This window comes from Fibrobacterota bacterium, from assembly GCA_019509785.1.
Lineage (GTDB): Bacteria > Fibrobacterota > Fibrobacteria > UBA11236 > UBA11236 > Chersky-265.
Genome location: JAEKLQ010000022.1, coordinates 42105 through 59847, shown reverse-complemented (window position 1 = coordinate 59847; position 17743 = coordinate 42105). Strand labels below are relative to the sequence as shown.

The 17743-nt window shown below is 63.7% G+C and carries 15 protein-coding genes; 4 read left to right on the top strand and 11 right to left on the bottom strand.

Translation table 11 applies throughout. The annotated features are described in order from the left end of the window. Position 1: 1 nt before the first annotated feature. The 9 genes from JF616_01605 to JF616_01565 form a co-directional block, all read right to left on the bottom strand. Positions 2–1489 carry an efflux RND transporter periplasmic adaptor subunit gene (locus JF616_01605; protein ID MBW8886426.1) on the bottom strand — a complete coding sequence of 496 codons (1488 nt, stop codon included), beginning with the start codon at positions 1487–1489 and terminating at the stop codon, positions 2–4. Further along, the gene (locus JF616_01600; GenBank protein MBW8886425.1) at positions 1486–2844 is read right to left on the bottom strand and encodes a TolC family protein; all 1359 of its coding nucleotides are present in this window, start codon (positions 2842–2844) and stop codon (positions 1486–1488) included. Before JF616_01600 ends, JF616_01605 begins: the two co-directional genes overlap by 4 nt. 113 nt (positions 2845–2957) lie before the next feature. Beyond that, positions 2958–3368: a hypothetical protein gene (locus tag JF616_01595; GenBank protein ID MBW8886424.1), complete on the bottom strand. Its 411-nt coding sequence runs from the start codon at positions 3366–3368 to the stop codon at positions 2958–2960. 93 nt (positions 3369–3461) lie between these two features. Then, a complete protein-coding gene (locus JF616_01590; GenBank protein MBW8886423.1) occupies positions 3462–5006 on the bottom strand; it encodes an alpha-L-arabinofuranosidase in 1545 nt (514 codons plus the stop codon). A 97-nt stretch (positions 5007–5103) separates the two neighbouring features. Next, the gene (locus tag JF616_01585; protein MBW8886422.1) at positions 5104–7320 is read right to left on the bottom strand and encodes a heavy metal translocating P-type ATPase; all 2217 of its coding nucleotides are present in this window, start codon (positions 7318–7320) and stop codon (positions 5104–5106) included. A gap of 264 nt (positions 7321–7584) precedes the next feature. After that, positions 7585–8694, bottom strand: a complete 1110-nt coding sequence (locus JF616_01580; GenBank protein MBW8886421.1) for a DUF1624 domain-containing protein — start codon at positions 8692–8694, stop codon at positions 7585–7587. Next, positions 8691–11150, bottom strand: a complete 2460-nt coding sequence (locus JF616_01575; GenBank protein ID MBW8886420.1) for a transglycosylase SLT domain-containing protein — start codon at positions 11148–11150, stop codon at positions 8691–8693. The genes JF616_01580 and JF616_01575 overlap by 4 nt, the downstream gene beginning before the upstream one ends. 62 nt (positions 11151–11212) lie before the next feature. After that, positions 11213–12355, bottom strand: a complete 1143-nt coding sequence (locus JF616_01570; protein ID MBW8886419.1) for a hypothetical protein — start codon at positions 12353–12355, stop codon at positions 11213–11215. Positions 12356–12362: 7 nt separating this feature from the next. Next, positions 12363–12896 carry a peptidylprolyl isomerase gene (locus tag JF616_01565; GenBank protein MBW8886418.1) on the bottom strand — a complete coding sequence of 178 codons (534 nt, stop codon included), beginning with the start codon at positions 12894–12896 and terminating at the stop codon, positions 12363–12365. Positions 12897–13069: 173 nt separating this feature from the next. Between JF616_01565 and lepA the strand changes: the two genes are divergently transcribed. Genes lepA through JF616_01550 form a run of 3 tightly spaced genes read left to right on the top strand, consistent with a single transcriptional unit; the run spans position 13070 to position 15777 of the window. Then, a complete protein-coding gene (lepA, locus tag JF616_01560) occupies positions 13070–14875 on the top strand; it encodes an elongation factor 4 (protein ID MBW8886417.1) in 1806 nt (601 codons plus the stop codon). 2 nt (positions 14876–14877) lie between these two features. Further along, on the top strand, positions 14878–15240 hold the full coding sequence (locus JF616_01555; protein MBW8886416.1) for a hypothetical protein: 363 nt from the start codon (positions 14878–14880) through the stop codon (positions 15238–15240). A gap of 39 nt (positions 15241–15279) precedes the next feature. Further along, complete coding sequence (locus JF616_01550) at positions 15280–15777, top strand: GNAT family N-acetyltransferase (GenBank protein MBW8886415.1); 498 nt, start codon at positions 15280–15282, stop codon at positions 15775–15777. 209 nt (positions 15778–15986) lie between these two features. Here JF616_01550 and JF616_01545 read toward each other — a convergent pair whose 3' ends face one another. After that, complete coding sequence (locus tag JF616_01545; protein MBW8886414.1) at positions 15987–16613, bottom strand: DUF642 domain-containing protein; 627 nt, start codon at positions 16611–16613, stop codon at positions 15987–15989. 241 nt (positions 16614–16854) lie between these two features. Between JF616_01545 and JF616_01540 the strand changes: the two genes are divergently transcribed. Then, a complete protein-coding gene (locus JF616_01540) occupies positions 16855–17229 on the top strand; it encodes an MGMT family protein (GenBank protein ID MBW8886413.1) in 375 nt (124 codons plus the stop codon). A 32-nt stretch (positions 17230–17261) separates the two neighbouring features. Here JF616_01540 and JF616_01535 read toward each other — a convergent pair whose 3' ends face one another. After that, entirely contained in the window at positions 17262–17732 is a 471-nt protein-coding gene (locus tag JF616_01535) for a PIN domain-containing protein (GenBank protein ID MBW8886412.1), read from the bottom strand. Positions 17733–17743 lie beyond the last annotated feature (11 nt).

Here is a 17743-nt window from a genome sequence, read left to right as displayed (position 1 = left end):
CCTACTTTCCGTCCGAGCCGGTATGGGCGCTATCGGCCGCGGCAGCGGGCCCCGGGGCAGCCCCCGAAGCGGGAGCCGCTCCCGCACCCGACGCGCCCATGTCCATTCCCTTAGCGGAGCCGCCCTGCATTTGCTGGATGGCCGCCTTGAGATTGCTCTCCGAATCGATCAAGAACTGGGAAGAGACGACCAAGGTCTCGCCTTCGTGCAGGCCTTCGGTGATCTCCACGTAATCGCCGGAGGCGGCTCCCAGCTTTACCTCGCGCGGTTCGAAATAGCCGTTACCCAAGGCGACCACGGCGATGTCGCGCCGTCCGGAACGGATGATGGCCTGCTCCGGCACCGCCACCACGCGGCTGCGCGCCGCGGAACGGATATGCACGGTCGCGAACATTTCGGGCCGGAAATCCAGGGCGGGCGTATTGGCCACTTCGACGCGCAGCTCCGCGGTCATGGTCTGCGCGTTGAGCCCCGGGGAAATGGAAGTGACCTTGCCCTTGAAGGTCTTTCCCGGCATGTAGTTCAGTTCCACCTCCGCCTCGGCCCCGAGGCGCGCTACCGCCAGATCTTGCTGATAAACGCTGGCCACGATCCACACCTTGGAGAGATCGGCGATCTGGTACAGTTCCGTCCCGGGCATGACGTTCTGGCCCTGCACCACCATCTTCTCCAGCACGATTCCGTTGGCGGGGGAGGCGATGGGCAAGGCGCTCCGGGCATGGCCCAGCTTCTCCAACGAGGCTATTTCGCTTTCGGAAATGCCCCAGTTGAGCAAGCGCCGCCGCGAGCTTTCCACCAATTCGCGCGCCCCGAGATCGGCCCCGCCGGCGTTTCCCTTCGCGTACCGCAACGCCTGCAGGTATTCCTCCTGCGTGCTCACCAGGTCGGGGCTGTAGAGTTCCAATAGCGTCTGGCCCTTGCGGACCTTCTCGCCGGTGGTGCTCACCGCGACCTTTTCCGCGTAGCCCATCACGCGCGCGTTCACCGAGGTCAGCTTGCTTTGATCCACCTTCACCATGCCGCTGGTGCGGATCTCGGTTTGCATGTCCCGCAAGCCCACCGCCTCGGTTTTCACCCCCATGTTCTGCACGGTGGTGGGATCGATGCGGACGCCCTTCGCGCTCTGGTCGCCCTCGTATATGGGCACCAGATCCATGCCGCAGTCCGGCGCCTTGCCGGGCTTGTCGGACGTGTACCAGGGATGCATGGGATCGCGCCAATACAGGATTTTCCTTTCCGCGCCGGCGCTCGCCTCCCGGCTTCCCGAATCCGCATGCTCCTTGTCCATCGGCACCAGTTTCATCCCGCAGATCGGGCAGTTGCCCGGCTTGTCCGAGATGTACTGCGGATGCATGGCGCAGTTGTACATGGTCTTGGCGGCCTTGATTCGCGCGGCCGGCGCCCCGGCCCCATGCCGCAAGGTCCAGATCTCCGCCGCCACGCCGGCCAGGAATATGGCGGCCAAGGCGATAAGCATTCCCTTTTTCATTTCTTCGCTCCTTCGCTTATCTTCAGCGAGATTTCTTCCAGTCCCAGGCCCACGGCCTCTTCCAGGTCGGCCTGGCTGGCGGACAGTTGCATGATGGCCATCTCGGCGTTCTCCTTGGCCATCAAGCGGGTTCGGTAGGCGTCCAACAGGGTCATGAAATCGCCTTTCCCGCCCTGGTAGGCCGCCTGGTTCGACTCCAGAGCCTGCTGGGCCTGCGGCACCAATACGCTCTTCGCCAGACGGGCCAATTCGGCCCCGCTTTCGGCCTTGAGCAGCGCCTCCTGCGCCTTGGCGAACAGCATGTTCCGCATGTTCGCGTATTCCCGTTTGGCCTGGGCGAGGTTGGCTTCGCCTTGTGCGTAACCGGCGCGATACCTGGGCAGGGACCAGAAGGCGACGGGCACGTTCATGCTCACCATCACCGACCAGAAGTCCCCCGGCGACCCTTCCCCGGACGACATCGCCAGCATATCCTTATAGGTCCCACGCACCATGAACTCGGGCAAGTATTCCTTTCCGGCCATGCTCTTTTCCGCTTCGCGCATCCGGATCGAAGCCTGCATGGAGCGGAGCTTGGGATGGTTCTCCTCCAGGATGACGGCGATTTGCCCGAAGGTCCAGCCGATTTCGGCGACCTTGAGGTCGGCCGCGACCGGAAAAGGCCTTTCCGTTTCCCGGTTCAACAAGGCGTTCAGCATGCCGGCCGTGGCCCGTCGCATTTGCTCCAAGCCGATGCTGTCGGTGCGGAGCGAGGTCAGCTCCGTTTGCGCCTTGAGGATGTCGGCCTGCCTCCCCATGCCCACCTCGTATTGTCGGCGCGCGATCTCGATGAGGCGCCGCATCAGGGCCTGGCTTTCGCTATTGATCTCCATGCGGCGATCGAGGAGGTATAGCTCGTAATAATCGGTTTTCACGTCGCGGGCCACCTGATGCTTCAAGGCCTCCAGCTCGGCGGAACCCATGTCCACGCGCCGATCCTCGGCCCTGATGCGCGTGGCGATCTTCCCCGGGAAGGGGAACGCCTGCTGTACGGAGTAGTCGATTTCCTGCTGGTTCTTGATCGGGTTCGGGAAAGACTTCACCGGCGTCTGGAAGAACTCCACCCCGACTTGCGGCGCCTCCCAGGACCAGGCATGATCGGGCGCGGACCGGAGCGCCTTGACCTGGTACTCCGCGGCCTGGATGGAGGGATTGTTTCGCATCGCCTCGGACACCAGGGCCGGCAAGGGATCGTCGGCGGGGCCGGCGGCCATCGGGATGGCGGCCGCCGGGATGGGCGTTTCGGGCTCCGACGCGCCGGCGCAGATCGCGGCCAGGGCGCAAGCGGAAAGGCTCAGGGACGGAAAGCGTAGCATCGCTTCTCCTCTCAGGTTCGGTGATCGGGAATAACGAAGGGACCCGTGGCGTCCACGGAGCAGGGTAGCGGACCCGTTACGGTCGGCGGACCCTTACGGTACCGACGGGGATCTCAGACGAGGAGGCGGAGGGTGCGGAGGTAGATCGGCGGCCCGGAATCGATCACCGTCGGGGGCCATTCGCCCAGGGCGACGGGAGGTTCGATGAAGGCCGGCAAGAGCACCAGGGACACGGAGAATACCGGTGCTTCGCTGGGCGCGGAGGCCAACTGGGGCGCATTCTGGGCCGCTTGATGGAGGCAACATTGGCCGGCGGCGCAACCGGAATGCGCCGGAGGCGCGAGGGGCTCGCGAGCCGCGGCCCTGGCGCAACAGGCATGGGCCGGTTGGGAGGTCCGCGCGAACATGGAAAGCAGGGAGCGGCCGAGGCGCGCGTTCGCTTGGCAGCAGGCGAAAACCTGGGCCACGAAGAAGACCGCGGCCAGCAGCAAGGCGGCTGGCCCCAGGATTCCATGTCGACGCAAGTTCCGCATACCCCAAATATACCACAGGCCCGGGTTAGGACCTAGCTTTCTGCCGTCTTGGCAGGTTTTCGGGTGGATCTCCGTTGTTCCGGCTTATTCCACCAGGCCCGGTGGCGCAAAACGCCCGGCCGCATCCAGGCAGCACACGCCTTGCGGAGTTCCGTAGACCGGAGTCGCCATCGCCCTTCCCGAAAGGAATCGCCGCTCTGATCCGACCACGGCGCGAGGCCTGGGCAGGACGGCCACCGTGACCCCGTCCAATACCAAGGTCGTGACGGAACGCGCGGGCATTTGGGCGGACAAGGTGCTCCCGGCCAGCGCGACGGCGCCGAGGGATTTCATGTCCTCGGTGGACGAGGTCCGGTAGGCGCGCGCCGACGCGGGCCGGCCGGGGAAGCGCGAGAGGTCGAAAGTATATTCGGCCGCGGCATCGCCCGCATTGACCACCACCAGGATCAATGCTCCCGTGGCGGGGTGATAGGCGGCCACCGTATTGGAATCCCCGCCTCCCAGGATAATCGCCCCGGGGCGGATGAAGCGGGAGAACTGGGCGTAAGCGAATCCCTTCTTGTTGATTTGGCTGGTCTGGGCCGAGGCATTGTAATCGATCACGCCCCAGATGCCGCCGCCCGCCACTTGCCAATCCACCCACGCCTCCGCTCCCATGTCGCGCAGATCCTTCACGATGAGCGATGCCGACCAGATGGCGACATCGAACAGGGGCTTCCCGGACATGGCCGAAGGCCCCGTTTCCGATTGCCAGAGCCGCTTACCTGCCTTGGTCGCCAAGGTCCGCAAGGTCTTCCGATCCGAAACGGAACCGTTATAGGAATGCGTGTTGATCTGGGCGAGCGATGCCATTGAGGCCGAATCGTAGCTTTGCACGTTGCCGACCATTTCCGCGATGGAATTGGCGTCCGCCGCGACCAGGCGCGTCGCCAGGCTTTTTGCCTTCAAGCTTTTGGCCACCTCCGTGATCAGCTTCGGTTGCGTGGCGCGCGAGAACATGCAGCCTTCCTGCTTGCCCAGCGCCGTCCACCAATTGGAGTTGGGCTCGTTGAACGGCTCCAGGGTCCGGAACGACAGCCCTAAGGAATCCTGCAAGTGCTTGACCACCGAGGTCAGGTAGTCGGCGAAGTCGTCGTAATAATCATCCTTCAGGTTATTCGAACCATCGGTGTTCCCCGATGCGCAGCCGCTCTTAGTCATCCACCAGGGCGGCGAGTTGGAAAAGGCTTCCAGGATGGGGTTCTTCACGCGCGCCAGCAGCGCCTTCATGGTCCTGATTTGCAGGGAGTCCGCCCGCCATGCGTAAGGTCCCGCCTCGGTGGGCTTGTAGCCCGGTATAACCGCATCCACGCGCATATGCGTATGCCCGGGCTGCTCGCCGCCCCCGATGTTATACCTGAAAATGGTCATCCCCAGGCCGGTATTGCTGTCGGCCACTTGATCCACCAGGGTTCCCAGGTTGGCTTCCTTCCAGCCTCCCAGGGAAAAGGCCCACCAGGCCAGGCTGGTCCCCCATCCCTCGAAGGTTTGCCGGGTATCCGCGGGATCGATGCGGATCGGGGTCTGGGCCCGCGCGGCGGCCAGGGCGAGCCCGGCCGCTATCAAGAAGGATTTCGAACCGATACCCACTCGCGATTCCCCGGCCTTTCTGCGAAGTCCGCGGTTAATGTAATGCCGGGGGCTTTCGGGAATGCCCGGGAAATATGGCCCGAATCGGGAACCGAAATCAGATTCCGGGACGGAACCCCTTCAATCGCAAGCTGTTCAAGAGGACGAACAGGCTCGACAGCCCCATGGCCGCGCCGGCCAGGACCGGGCTCAGCTCCCAGCCCCTGGAGTGTAAGGCCCCGGCCGCCACGGGGATCAGCAGGGCATTGTATCCGAAGGCCCAGAGCAGATTGAGTTTGATGGTGCGCATCACCGCGCGGGCCAATGCCACCATGCGAGGAACGCTGCGCAAATCCGGCGATAACAGCAATATGTCCCCGCTGGCGATGGCCAGATCCGATCCGCCCGCCAAAGCCAGGCCCGTATCCGCCGCGGCCAAAGCCGGGGCGTCGTTGAGCCCGTCGCCTACGAAGGCGGTCTTTCCCCCGCCGAAGGCCCGCAACGCCTCGGCCTTACCCGCCGGCAAAAGCCCGGCCTGCACCGCTGAGATGCCTACGGCCTCGCCCACGGCCCGGGCGGGAGCGTCCTGATCGCCGGTGAGGATCGACAGTTCCAATCCCATTTTCCGCAAGGCGGCCACCGCCTCCTTCGCTTCCGGCCTGAGCGGATCGGCGATCACCGCCAGGGCCATGCAAGCCCCGTCCACCGCCAGCCAGGCCAGGCCGGCCCCTCGCCCGGAGGCGACCTCCGCCGCCTCGCGGAATGCCGACCGGTCCGCGCCTAACGCGTCCATCAGCCGCGCGGAACCGACCGCCACGCGCCGGCCCGCGATCTCCCCTTCCACCCCCATGCCCTCCAGGGCGCGGAAAGCGGACGGGACCGACGGGGCCACATCGCGGGAACCCGCATAAGCGACGAAGGCCTTGGCCAAGGGATGGGCGCTGCGGATCTCGAGCCCGGCGGCCAGGGCCAGGGCCTCGCCATCCTTCCAGGTAGGTAACACGTGGAATTCCGTCACTTGCGGGTTACCCAGGGTGAGGGTTCCGGTCTTATCGAGGGCCATGCGGCGGGCTTCGGCCAGGGATTGGAAAGCGGCGCCATCGCGGATCACCGCGCCTAATTCGGCGGCGCGGCCGGTGCCGGCCAGCAGGGCTGCCGGGGTGGCCAGGCCCATGGCGCACGGGCAAGCGATCACGAGCACGGCGACCGCATGCGAAAGGGCGGCCGGGAACGCGGGCGCGGCGGCCAGGATCATCCAGGCGGCGAAGGTAAGGGCGGCTACCAGAAGCACCAAGGGAGTGAAGACCACCACCACCTTATCGGCCAAGTCCTGTATGGGCGGGCGCGTGGCCTGGGCTTCTTCCACCAGTTGGATGATGCGCGCCAAGGCGGTGTCGGCGCCTACGGCCTCGGCCCGCAGGGTGAAGTGGCCGTCCCCGTTCGCGGTCCCGCCCGTCACGCGATCCCCGATCCGTTTGGCCTTCGGCATCGGTTCGCCGGTCAGCATGCTTTCGTCCACGCGGCTCTCGCCGCCGATCACCACGCCGTCCACGGGCACGCGATCGCCGGGCCGCACGGAAATCTCGTCCCCGGGAATCAGGGCGGCCACTTCCACCTCGACTTCCTTGCCGCGCCGCAATAGGCGCGCGGTGGCGGGCCTCAGCTCGAGCAAGCGCCCGATGGCCTGCGCGCCGCGGCCCTTGGCCCGGGCCTCCAACCAACGCCCGAGCAGCACCAGGGCGATGACCACGGCCGCGGCCTCGAAGTAGGCATGCCGGGCGGCGGGCGGGAACAGGGTCGGGGCCAGGGTGACCGCCGCGCTCGACAGGTAAGCCGACCAGGTTCCCAACGCGACCAAGGTATTCATGTCGGGACTGCGATCGCGGAGGGAGGCCCAGCCGCGGCGCAGGAAGCGCCGGCCCGGCCCGAACAAGACCGGCGTGGCCAGCCCCATCTGGATCAGGTTCCAGAATCCTTCGGAAGGATTGGCGCGCATCAGGAAATGATGCAAGGGCGGAAAGGCCATGGGGGCCATGGACAGAAGCAGGAGAGGTATGCCGAAGATGAGGGACAAGACGAGGTCGCGGACGGTCTCCTCGCCCCCGGTCGGGACTCCGCCTTGCTTCCAGGGCACGGGCCCGTACCCGGCTTCGCGCACCCCGGCGAATAGCTTCTCTTCGTCCATCAAGGCCGGATCGAAGCGCACGTCGGCCCGCGAGGTGGCCAGATTCACGTGGGCCTCGGCCACCCCCGGCAATTTCGCGAGGGCGCGTTCCACCCGCCCCACGCAGCTCGCGCAACTCATGCCTTCCACCCCGAAAGCCGTTTTGGCCATTGCCGCCATTTTCCCGGGAGCGGTCGTTTTCGTCTGGGAAGCCATAAGGCTAAACTATCCGCCCGGCGAAGTCCGGTCAATGCCGCGGGGCGATTATTAGCTTTATCGCCATGTTCGATCGGATCATGGAAAACTCCATGGCCCTCTGGCTGTTGGTCTCGGCGGCCTATCCCGTTTTCATTTTGGCCATGCTCATCAAGGCCTTCCGGCACTTCCGCCGCGCGCGCGCGCCGACCGGTTATGCGCCTTACCCGGCCGAAATCGTTACTTCAATTCGACGGGACGATTGGACTCCGGCACGGTAACATTCAGGTAACCTCTCCGCTTGCGCGCCGCGAAGGCGTCGCGCCCCAGCACCCACAGCCAACTGGCCGTGATCGCTCCCAAGACCACGGCGTCACCCTGCCAGGTCTTTTGCAACGGGCGCCTTCCGTTGCCCGCTTCCACGAAGATGGCCAGGATCGCGAGGTGCAGGATGTATACGTCCAGGCTGCGGCGGCCCATGGCCAGGAAGAATCTTTGCCCGCGTTCCAGCACGGGCCGGATCAGGGAGAAGACGGTATAAATGAGCACGGTCATGGACGCGATCATGGGAACCAGGATGGGCCGCAGGTTGTAGTACGGGATCTCCTTGCGCTGCATGCGCCCGTGATCCATCCATTCCAGGACGCGCGCGGTTTCGTAGCGGCCCAGGGGAGTGGAGAAAATCGCGGCGAAACCGTTATGCGCCACCAACCCCGCGACGATTGCCGCGGCCGCGACCGCGACGCCGACCCGCGCCGGCCGGCCGGCTTCCAAGACCAGAACCCCCAAGGCTCCCATGCAGGCCAACGGGAAAAGCGGCAGCAAAGGGCTATTGCCGGCATTGAGGCCGAATATCCTGAGCCCCGTCTTATCGAACCAGAGGTGCGCCCCCATGCAGAGGGCGGCGGCGATGGACAGCGCGAGGGCGGGGCGCGGCGAAGCCACCAGTACCATCCCCAACAAAGAGACGTAGGCGATGGTGGCGAGGATGCCGCTCATGGTCGCCACGTCCGGCCAGCGGACGCCTTCCTCGAGCGCGTAAAACAAGAAGGAGATGGCCCACAATCCCGATGCGCGCAAGGCTTGCTTACGGAACCAGGCCGCGCGCCCGCCCGCCCGGCCCGCCCGGCCCGCCTGGGCCGCCTGGGCCGCCCGCCACGACAGCACCAGGGAAGCGCCCACCAGGATCAAGAATAAGGAGGCGGTAAAGGGTTCGATGAGCAAGGAGAACCAGCTCCAAGCGCGCCGTTCGTCCCAGGCTATCAGGCGCGTGGTATGCGAGGCGATCATCAGCAACACCGCGAGCAGACGCAAGGCGTCCAGCGCCACGTCGCGGCGGCGGCTGGTCACGGCTCGGGCTTCCCTGTGGCCAGATAGCGTGCCACGCCTTGCAGGTATTCCCGCGAATTCCCGTAGCGCGTGAAGCCCCACTTGCGGATGCCCGTCTCGATCACGGGCACGTTCAGGGTGTCGCCCGGATGCAGCTCGGCGAGGGACTTGCCGGGATTATGCTTTTGCAGCAGCCAGAACGGGATCTCCTGGTCCTGCGCCCAGCCCCAAAGGTTTTGCCCTTGGGTCACGGCCAGCGGTTCCGTTCCGGATACGTAGTAGCTGCTGTAGAAATCCTCCTCTATGGCCCGGTAGTTCTCTTCGCGGCGTTTCATGAACTCCTTCGCCTTATCTTCGCCGAGCGGGATCTTGATGCGGCGGCCCAGGCGGATATCCATCTTCCCGCGCATGCCGTTCGCCTTCCGCAAGGCCGTTTCCGAAATCCCGGCCCAATCGGAGTAATGCGATAACGTCTCTTCGGTGCCTGCCAGAAAGCTCAGGATGCCGTTCTCGTACTTGTATTCCAAGGGATACGCTGAGGGATTAAAGCGGTCCATGGGATGGGCCAGCTTATCCAGATCCGAAGCCTGCAAAGCCAAGGAGGAATCGATGAGGCGTTCGGGCGCCGCCGGCGCGGGCGGGAGCGCGGGCTTGGGGGCCGCGGCGGCCACGGGCAATGCCGCCGATTGCGGAGGCGCGGCCGAAGGCAGTACGGGCGGCAGCGGGATCGGGGGCTTGGCGGATTTCGCCGTGGCGACGGCCGGTGGGGTCGCCCGCGGGGACGGCGCCGGCTCGGCTTTCGGTCCGGGCGGAGGTTCGGCGGTCAACACGGCCTGCGGCTTCGGGACGTTCTCGCCTCGCTTCTCCGCGAGACGCGCCTGCATGCGCTCGCGCAATTTAGGCTTAGCCTTCGGACGCGGCTCCAGGGGATTGGCGTCCGAAGCCAGGTTATCCGATTTGTCCGGATCGGCTTCGGCTTCCACCGGGGGCGGGGATGACGTGTCGGTTACCGCCGAAGGGACCACTCCAGGATGGGACGAACCTGCGTAAGCGGGGGCGGATGCGGCAGCGACTACGGTTGGGGATGCGGGCGCCGGGGCCGCCGGCAAGGGGGCGGCGTGCGTGGCCGGTGCAGCGCCGGCTATGGCCGCGGCGGGGGACGGAGACGACGCAGTCGCCGCGACAACGACGGATGGAGCGGTCCCGCCGGCAGGGACGGCCGCGGCAGGCGAGGCGGCGACAGGCACAGCGGCGATGGGCGCGGAAGCGGCGGCCAGGCGTTGTCCCGGCGGTTCGACGGCGCCCAGGCGCAGGGCGATGGCCCCCAGATCCAGGGCGGCGGGAAGACGCAGGGCGAAGCTCTTCGGCAATTGCCCGTTCCCCCGGAAGGCGGTGGGGCGCAGGGCGAGGTTGTATTCCTCCAGCTCCTCGGGCGATAGCCCCGTCACGCCGCAGACGAACTTGGTTCCCACCGATTTCTGCAGAACCACGTGGCGGTAACGCAACGGCTCCAGCTTACGTAGATCCGGGAAAAGCGAATCCGCCTTCAGGGCGATGCTGGAGGCGGCCAGGAATTCGGCGTAGAAATTCTTGGATGCGAAACCGAAGGTATTGGAGTAATAGCTCTTGATGATGGTGGATAGCTCGCGCGTGCCCGTGGTGCGCGCGGCGTTGGCCAGCCCCCCGGGCCCGTGGTTATAAGCGACGATGGCCAGCGGCCAGCTTTGCAGTAGTTGCCGGTTATAGGCCAGCATGCGGGCCGCTGCCACGGTCGAGGCCAACGGATCGCGGCGTTCGTCGATCTGGTAGCCCACCTTCATGCGGAAGCGCTTGGCCGACGACTTCATGAACTGCCACATGCCGGCCGCGCCCACCTTGGAATAGGCGAACGGGTAGAACGACGATTCCACGTGCGGCAGGAACTTGAGGCGCGCGGGCACCCCTTCGGCGGCGAATACGGAATCGATGAGCGGCAGGTACCGGTAGGAGCGCTCCAGGCCCGCGCGATACTTGCCCTTCAGGCCGCGTTGGAATCGGATCCGATCGCAAGAAAGACGGATGGCGGTGGTGTCCCAATAGAGCGGGAAGCGCGCGCGCAAGGCCCGGTCCTCCGGCGTCCAAGCCGAAGTATCCTTGGCGATCATCGATCGGATTTCGGCCTGCAGGGATTTTACCTGGACCTCGGCCAGCTTGGATCCCGCCCGGCCTTGGCCCGGGGCCTTCGCCTTCCGGAACACCAGCTCGGGATAGAAGGGATCGTGTAGCAATCCTTCATCGTCGCCCACGTCGATGTAGATGGCGTACCAGAAGCGCGCCTGATCGAGGATATAGTCGTCGGCGGGAAAGGTTTCGTCGGTGATGATGGGATAGTGGCGATCGTCGAAATAGCCGGCGCGGGCGGGTAGGCTCGCCGCGGCGAGGGCCAATGCGGCGCAAGCGGCCAAGGAACGGGGGTGGAAGAAAGACATGGTCCCCATTATATCATTCGCGGTCAAACGACGGAGCGCTCCCGGCAGGGGCCCGCCCCGGCGCGGGGTCTTCAATCGATTTCGGGCACTGGGCCTTTGGGAGGCTCTACTTCCCCGTCCTCGTCCTCTTCGGCGCCTTCGGCCGCGGGCTCGCCGTCTTTCTTCATCAGGGAAGGATGGAAATCGATTTTCCGCGCTTCCTTGGTCTCGCCCAGGTGCAGGATCTCGGCGCAGTCATCGCAGTAGCCGAGTTCCTTGTCGATGGTAAAGCGCTCGGAAACCTGGTTGATGCCGCACTTGGTGCACAATTGGGGCCGCAACATGTTCCTCTTGAAGATGTGCTGGTTCTCCAGTTCCCGTTCGATGCGCTCGACGAGTTCCTCGGGGCTTTCTTCGCCGCCTCCGCCGCGACGGCGGTTCTGGATGTCCGCGGGAATGGGCGTAGCCGTGGTCTTGTCCCCGCGCTTGATGATGCGTTCCGCCCCGGGCTGGACTTCGTGGAAGAAGATCTTCGAGGATTTTTTCGGGGCCGGGACCTTGGCCTCGATCGAGGTAATGGTCGAAACCTTGTTGAGCGCCTTGGCTTGGGCTTCCTTGACGGCAGCCAACGCCTTGCTGGGCGGGACCTTGTCCTTGGCGGCCGCGCGGGCGGCCGTGGCGGCCAGGCTCCGTTGCGCCTTCTCCATCGGGCCCAAAACCACGGGGGCCTTCTTCGGTTTCTTGACCGCGGGCGGCTTCGGGACGGCAGGAGGCTTCACCGCAGCAGGAGGCTTCACGGGCGCGGCGGGCTTGAGACCCTTGGCAGCCGGAATCGCGGCCTTTGCCGGAGCCGTGCCGGCCGCTTTCGCAGGCGCGGCCTTCGCCGCGACCGGGGCGGCGGCCTTTTCTTCTTTCTTGCCTTTGGCCGCGGGAGGCGAAGGCTTCTTCGCCGCTTCGGGGCTCTTCTTCGCGGCAGGCGCAGCCTTCGCGGCGACGGCTTTGCCGACCGCTACGGGCTTGGCCGGAGCAGCTTTGGCAGCCGGTTTCTTGGCGGCAGGCGCGGCTTTGGACGCAGGCACCGCCTTGGCCGGAGCAACGGCTTTAGCCGGGGCGGCCTTCGCGGCAGGAGCGGCCTTGACCGCTTTCTTGGCGGGGGCGGCGGGCTTCTTGGCCGGAGCCGGCTTGGCAGCGACCTTGGTCGCCGGTTTCTTGGGGTTTGGCTTAGAGGATCCCACGCTGGCTTTATTTCACCTCTATGATTTTAACGTCCAGCATCGGATCGCCGCGCTCGAGGCGGGTCAACACGTCGAACCCGGATACGAGCTTGCCGAAAACGGTATGCCGTCCGTTCAGATGCGGCTGGGGCATATGGCAAATGAAGAACTGCGATCCGGCGGTGCCCGGTCCGGCATTGGCCATGGAAAGAGATCCCGCCTCGTGGGTCAGCTTGTTCGGCTCATCGTCGATCTTCCAATTCGGACCGCCGGTGCCGTCGCCATTGGGGTCCCCGCCTTGGGCCATGAAACCTTCGATGATGCGATGGAAGGTGAGGCCCTTATAGAAACCGGAATCGGCCAAGTGGATGAAGTTGGCCACGGTGTTGGGGGCTTCCTTGAAATAGAGCTCCAATTTCATGGGGCCTTCATGGGTGGTGATTTCAACGAAAATCTGCTTCACTCCCGTATAATCGCGATTATAGAGCCTGCCCCCTTGAGCTGCGCTCTGGGAGACCGCGCCCAGGGTAATCAGGATGAGAAAAGCCGAAACCCGGAGCATCTGGGTGCGCATGGAAATATTGGAAGCCGCCATAACCGTCCTACCGCCTACTAAGGTGCCGTTATGAAAGGGTTTATGGAGCCTCGTACATCGAAGCTCCCAAAGACCAGGGCATGAATTTAGTAAATTCCGCCGGAAAAAAGTACCTTTAGCCCCTCTTCCCACGGATACCCATGCGTCCAGACCCGTCCCGAATCCGCAATTTCTGCATCATTGCCCACATCGATCATGGGAAATCGACCCTGGCCGACCGCATGCTCGAGTTGACCAAAACCATTACTAAGCAAGATATGCAGGCCCAGGTATTGGACGACATGGATCTGGAGCGGGAGCGGGGCATTACCATCAAGAGCCACGCCATCCGCATGCGGTATACCTACCAGGGGGAAACCTACTTTCTGAACTTGATCGATACCCCCGGGCATGTGGATTTCACTTATGAGGTCTCCCGTTCCCTGGCGGCCTGCGAGGGCGCCATCCTGGTGGTGGATGCGACCCAGGGCATCGAAGCCCAGACCTTATCCAACCTCTATCTCGCCATGGATGCCAACCTGACCTTGGTTCCCATCCTGAACAAAATCGATTTGCCTTCGGCGCATCCGGACGATATCGCCGAATCGGTGGGAGAATTGCTGGGCTATGAACCGGATCGCATCTTGCGCGTCTCGGCTAAGGAAGGCATCGGCATCAGGGAATTGCTCGACCGGGTCATCGAAGAGATCCCCCCTCCCAAGGCCGATCGTACCTTGCCCGCGCGCGCCTTGATTTTCGATTCCAAGTACGATCCCTACCGCGGCGCCGTCGCCTTCGTGCGCGTCTTCGACGGAGTGCTTGAGCAGAAGGCCCCCATCCACCTCATGTTCACGGACAAGGATTTCGAAATCAACGAGATCGGCACCCTGACCATGACGCGCGAGCCCGCCGAATCCCTGGCTGCCGGCGAGGTGGGCTATGTCGTGGCCAATATCAAGAACGTCAAGGACACCAAGATCGGCGACACCATCATCGATCGCCGCAATCCCGCGGCCGAGCCGCTGAAGGGCTACAGGGACATCGTACCCATGGTGTTCGCGGGCATCTATCCGGTGGACAGCGACGACTTCGAGGATTTGCGCGAGGCCCTGGAAAAACTGGCCCTGAATGATTCCGCCTTGTCCTGGCAACCCGAAACCTCGCTGGCCTTGGGCTTCGGATACCGTGTGGGCTTCCTGGGGCTCTTGCACATGGAAGTGGTCCGCGAGCGCCTGGACCGCGAATTCAACATGAGCGTCATCTCCACCGTTCCCAACGTGGAATACCACGTGATATTGAACGACGGGACGCAATTCACGGTGGAAAACCCGAGCAAGCTGCCGGACGCGGGCAAGTACGAAGCCATCCACGAGCCCTACGTGAAATCGCAAATCATCCTGCCCAAGGAATACGTGGGCGGGGTGATGAAGCTGGCCGAGGAGAAGCGCGGCATCTACCAGACCATGGAATACCTCACGCCCGACAAGGTGGATCTCAAGTACGAGTTCCCCATGGGCGAGATCATGTTCGACTTCTTCGATAAGCTGAAGTCGGTCTCCAAGGGCTACGCCTCCTTCGATTACGAGTTGATCGGTTACCGCGAGGGCGACCTGGTCAAGCTGGATATCCTCTTGAACGGCGATCCGGTGGACGCCTTCTCCGTCATCATCCACAAGAACAAGGCCTATAACTGGGGCAACGCCCTGTGCAACAAGCTGAAGGAATTGATTCCCCAGCAAATGTTCGAAGTAGTGATCCAAGCCGCCATCGGCAGCCGGGTGATTTCCCGCTCGACCGTGAAGGCGCTGCGCAAGAACGTTACGGCCAAATGCTACGGCGGCGATATCTCGCGTAAGCGCAAGCTGCTGGAGAAGCAGAAGGAAGGCAAGAAGCGCATGAAGGCCGTGGGCAACGTGGAGATCCCGCAGGAGGCCTTCCTGGCGGTGTTGTCGATGGATAAGGAATAGACGTGTCCCGTCGCTCAGGACGGCTTCGCGTCCTAATGGCGGGGATTTTCGCTTGGCTGGGTTGCGCGCCGGCCCCCGCGCAGAAACAAGAAGTGAAATTCACGGGAACCCTGGAAGCGGTGAACGTCGGCTGCTGGGCCGACGGCATCTGCTCCATGCGGATTTCCGGGAAAGAAATCGTTTTCGGGAAGGGCTGGAGCGCGGAGACCTATGGGGACCTGTTGGGCTTCGACTCTTCCAAGCTGGACGGAAGAGAATACATCGGCCGTGAGGTAGAGGTATTCGGTTGGAAATCCGGGGAAAGCATCCTGATAACCGGGGACAAGAAATATTACATAAAGCTTTTGGACGTCCCTATCCCCTGACTCATCCGATTTTGCCTGGTTTCCGGCGTACGCCTGGCATTGAAATATTCCGCTCCGGTCCCTTTCGACGGAAAACATGCCGTGGCGGGATTCGATTGCGGCAAAGCCCCGCTCAATGAATGGTTGGTCCGGCATGCCTTACAGGCTCAAGCAGCCGGATTGGCCAAGACCTTCGTTTCCGCACAAGCAACCGGGGTAGCGGGCTATTTCAACCTGACCGTCGGCCAAATCGATTTCCTGGAAGCGCCCGACCGGGTGCGGCAAGGTATGGGCCGGTATCCCAATCCCGTGGTCGTTCTCGCCAGGCTGGCCGTTGACCTATCCGATCAAGGTAAGGGCATCGGCCGCGGATTGCTCCAGGACGCGGTCCGCCGCACCTTACTGGTCGCCGAACAAGCCGGAATCCGGGCCTTGCTGACACACCCTATCGACGCGGAGGCGGCGCGATTCTATTCGGCGTTCGGATTCGTCGCGTCCCCTATTCGAGAGGGGCAATTGATCCTCTTATTGAAGGACGCGCGGAAAAGCCTGGTCTGATTGGGCAAATCGTCCAACCGCCTGTCGGACATTAAGCGGGGCGTTACGGGGGCGCCGCCCCCGTAGAAGGGGGTGGCCGATGCCGCGCCCGCGCGGCTGAGGCCAGGGGGAAGGCTTTCCCCCATAAATGAAAAAGCGGCCCCGCTCGGAGCCGCTTTCATGACTTGAAAGAACCGGCCGAAGCGCCATCGCCCCGGCCAGGCGGGTTTCTAGGCGCGCTTGGTACGCGACTTGGCGAAGCCGGCCAAGGCGACGAGCCCGAGGCCCATCAGGCCCAGGGAGGTCGGCTCGGGAACGGCGGGAGTGTTGACGGCGACATTGTCCAAAAGCATGCCGAGGCCGTCGCTGGGGCCTTGCGCGATGAAGGAGATGACGTCGGCGCCGGTGCTGGTGAAGGTGAGGCTTCCGTTCAACCAATTAAGGGGTTGGCCGACGTTGCTGGCGGTGGTGTTGAAGGTGGTGGTCACGCCGTTCACGCTGACGAGCATGGCGTCATCGTAGATGGGGGCGTCGGGACGGCCGGCATAGGCGAAGGACAGGGTATAGGACTGTCCGGCTGCGGCGCCGAAGCCCTGGGAGATGGAGTAGGAGGAATAGCTATCCAGCTCCAGCCAGTTCGAGCCATCGGCTGCGACGGTGGCCGCGCCGAAAAGGCCGTTATTCTGGATTTCGACGTAGCCGGTGTTGCTCCATCCGGAGATGGAGTTGTAGGTCTGCCAGGAACCGTTGTTCGCGTACATGTTCGAGCCATTGTCCTCGAAGCTGCCGTTGACGAGCAGGTTCGCATGGGCGGAAAGGGCTCCGGCGGCCAGAATTGCTAGGGCGATCTTTTTCAAGCGGGGGTTCTCCTATTGAGTTGACGGGCCCCTGCAATGCAAAGGCCATGCCTGAGGATGTTAGCGAAGAAAGTCAAAATCCCTTCCTACCCCTTTAAAACCGTAAAATATTCCGACAAATCATGTGAATCTTTGCACCGGAGGCGAGGATGGCGCGGAATCTTGGATGATGATAGGCTGCGCCAGCAGCGCGGCTTTGAGCGCTTCGGGATCCTCGCAGCGATACGTTATCTTGGATCGAATGCGGAAAAGCCCAACCAAGTCCGGCGCGAAACGAAGGCCAGCGGCCGACGGACGGACCGCGAAGACGCGCGCGCCCCTGACTGAACGCATAGTGGCCGTCATCAAGGCCATCCCCAAAGGAACGGTGGCCAGCTACGGGCAGGTCGCGGCCCTGGCGGGAAGCCCCCGCGGGGCGCGCCAGGTCGCGCGCGTGCTGCATAGCTTGTCCGGCAAGGAAAAACTCCCCTGGCACAGGGTGATCGGGGCCGCGGGGAGCATCTCCTTGCCGGCGGAGGGCGGAGCGGAACAGGCGCGGAGGCTGCGGCGGGAAGGGGTGCCGGTGGATGCGCGCGGAAGGCTGGATCTGGCGCGGTTCCTGTGGAAGCCCGCCTAGGTAACCCTTCGGTTACGGGTTCCCCGGTAATCTCAGCCGGCGGACGGCAGAATATCGAACTTGAACTTTGCGGCCGTTTGACGCATACGCTGATTCAGGGTCACCAGCTTGAATCCTTCGCCGGCCCGTTCCCGCATATACAAGGCCGTGGCCAGATGCAAGGCATCCAAGGTCCGGCAATCGGCCAGTCCGGTCTCCCGATCCAGAACCGTTAGCACCGATGCATCGATATCCTTGAGATGGATTTCAGCAAGGCTTTGATCCAGGAAACCGGAACGTTCCCGCATCCAATTCCCCGAGGCGGCTTTGGGAAGCCGCGCCGCATGCTTGCGGAGATTGATAAGGCACTCCGCTTTGAGCAAAATGGACGAGCAGCGCGAATCGTTTCCGGCCCAGAGCTCTAGCGTTTCGGCCCCTTCCGCCTGCCCGAGGATGAAGCTACCAAAGTCAAGACGCTTGAATATCCCATTTGAAATGCCCCCTTGACCCTCACGCGGCGTCAGGGCGTATCTTG